We start from the raw sequence: 2,224 nt of genomic DNA, 5'->3' as shown, positions 1-2,224 counted from the left end.
CACCAGAGCGACCGGCCCGGCGGCGATGTCGCCGGCCGCAAACACCGCCAGATCGCTGCGGTTTTCACAGCCCCGCCATACCACCGCCAGCAGCCAGCCGTCGGCCTCGGCGGCATCGGGGCTGCGCGGCACGAACACCGGCTCGCCGATCGTGTCGCCGGGCGACAGCAGATAGCGGCCGCAGCGCTGGCCGTCGCCATCGACATGCACCAGGCCGGAGAGCTGGCCGAGCGTCGGCGTCTCCGGATTGGCGCAGGCGTACCAGCCGTGGCGGCTCCTCAGCCCGGCGCGGCGCTCGTCGATGCGCGGAAACTCGCCGCTGATGTCGTCCAGATAGGTGCGGCTGAAGCCGTTGGTGTTGCCGGCGAGGTCGAAGCTCCATCGGCACAGCCGGGCGCGGCCTTTTTCCGGATCCGTGCGGCGGCCGTCCGGATGGGTGAACAGCGGCGCCTCTTCGGACTGCATCACGTCGGCGATGATTTTGGTGCCGTCCTCCCAGGCGTTCATCACATGGAAGACGAAGCAGGCCTCGCCGCGGAACCAGCGGATGTCGCGCGTCGTGCCGGAGCGCTTCATCACGCCGATCCAGGAGCCCTTGCGCGGGTCCCAGGCATAGGGCGGGCGCCCGCGCATCGCGCGCCAGATGCTGCCGGTCAGCGGCAGGATCGGGAACAGCACATGGTGCTCGGTGACGATGAAGTCGTGCACCATCGCCGCATACGGCGCCTTGAAGCGCTCGTAGCGCGTCACGCGGCCGGAGGCGTCGATCGCGCCGAACGACATCGTGCGTTTCAACGGGCCGTCGGCGTTGTAACCGAAGAACAGCATTTCGCCGGTGACCGGATCGATCTTGGGATGCGCGGTGAACGGGCCTTTGAGCGCGCCGCCATAGGAGTGATAGCCGCGCGTCGCCAGCGTGCCGGGTTCGATCTCGGTCGGCAGATGCGCCTCTTCGAGCGCCAGCAGCTTGCCGGCGTGGAACACGATGTTGGTGTTGGCGACGCCGCCGTCGTCGGGCGCCGAGGCCGGCGAGTCGGGTAGCTTCAGATTGTATTCGCCGTAGAGCGGCCGGCCGGCCTCGTGCTCGGCGAGCCATTTCGGCGTGCGCACCCAGCGATTGCGATAGGAGGCGCGGCCGTTCTCCAGATGAAAGGCGTGCAGCATGCCGTCGCCGAAGAACCAGTGCGCGCGCGGCGAAAAGAACTGCGGATTGGCGCCGTTGCGATACAGCGTGCCGTTCAGCTCGCGCGGCAGCTCGCCCTTGATCGGCAGATTCGGCGCGTCACATTCCATCGGGATCGGCGCGAGATTGTCGCACGCATCCGGAATGCCTGTGGGCTGCAGCATCGTGAGCTCCTGGCGAGCGGTTAGTTCAGCGCAAGTAATCGTCCGAACGGTTGCTTGGTCGCAGCAAAGGCTTCCGGCACCGCCCAAATCACCGGAGATCGCGGCCGAAAGTCCGCCGGGCCTTCGAGATCGGTCAGCACCACGGTGATGTCCGGCCGATGGCGGTCGGCTTCGGCGAGCAGCGGCGAGAAATCGGTTCCGCCGCCGCCGGAAAATTCGATCTCCGACAACTCGAAGCGCTTGCCGGGTTCGTAGAACGTCACCTGGCGCACGCGCTCGTCGCCGATGATCAGCACCAGGCCCGCTTCCTGCCGCCGCGTGATCGCCTCGATCTCGCGGGCGAAGCGCTGCATCAGGTCGTCCTCGATCGAGCCCGAAACGTCGACGATCAGCGCCAGCTTCGGTTCGTTCTTGCTCGGCGAGAATCCCGGCTCGAACGGCATGCGGTGATGGCCGACGCGGCCCTGATTGGCGATGTAGGAGCGGGCAGGGCGCGACCAGGTCAGCGCCGGCTTGCGGGCCAGCCCGCGCGCCAGCTGGACACGCAACACCTGCGCCCACGGCGTGCGGCTGTGCGGCAGGTCGGCGATCAGCGTGCGCAGCATCGAGAACGCGCCGTCGCCGGCATGGCCGCGCAGGATGCGTTCGCTCCACTCGCGGGCGTTTTCGGCCTCGGCTTCGGGCCGCGATTGCGACTCCGCGCTCGGCACCAGATCGCGCTCGCCCCTTTTGCCGAGTTCGCGCACCTTGGCGGATTTCTCCCCGTCGGCGCGCATGTTGGTAGTTTGCTCGGAGGACTCGGAGGTCTGCTGCTCGCCGCCTTTGCCGGCATTGTCCGACTGCGCGCCGGCCTGCGAGCCGCTGCCGGATTCTCCTG

2 protein-coding genes are annotated in these 2,224 nt (G+C 68.1%); both read right to left on the bottom strand.

Annotated elements, in window-relative coordinates; genetic code table 11:
* A partial coding sequence (locus I5M_RS20565) for a carotenoid oxygenase family protein (RefSeq protein ID WP_022723118.1) occupies positions 1–1,347 on the bottom strand: 1,347 nt, incomplete at its 3' end.
* Positions 1,348–1,367: 20 nt separating this feature from the next.
* Positions 1,368–2,224, bottom strand: an 857-nt coding sequence (locus tag I5M_RS20560) for a VWA-like domain-containing protein (RefSeq protein WP_022723117.1), incomplete at its 5' end; no start/stop codon positions are given.

The organism is Rhodopseudomonas sp. B29 (genome assembly GCF_000333455.1).
In the GTDB taxonomy this organism is placed as follows: Bacteria; Pseudomonadota; Alphaproteobacteria; order Rhizobiales; family Xanthobacteraceae; genus Rhodopseudomonas.
This window is presented reverse-complemented; position numbering and strand designations above follow the sequence as displayed.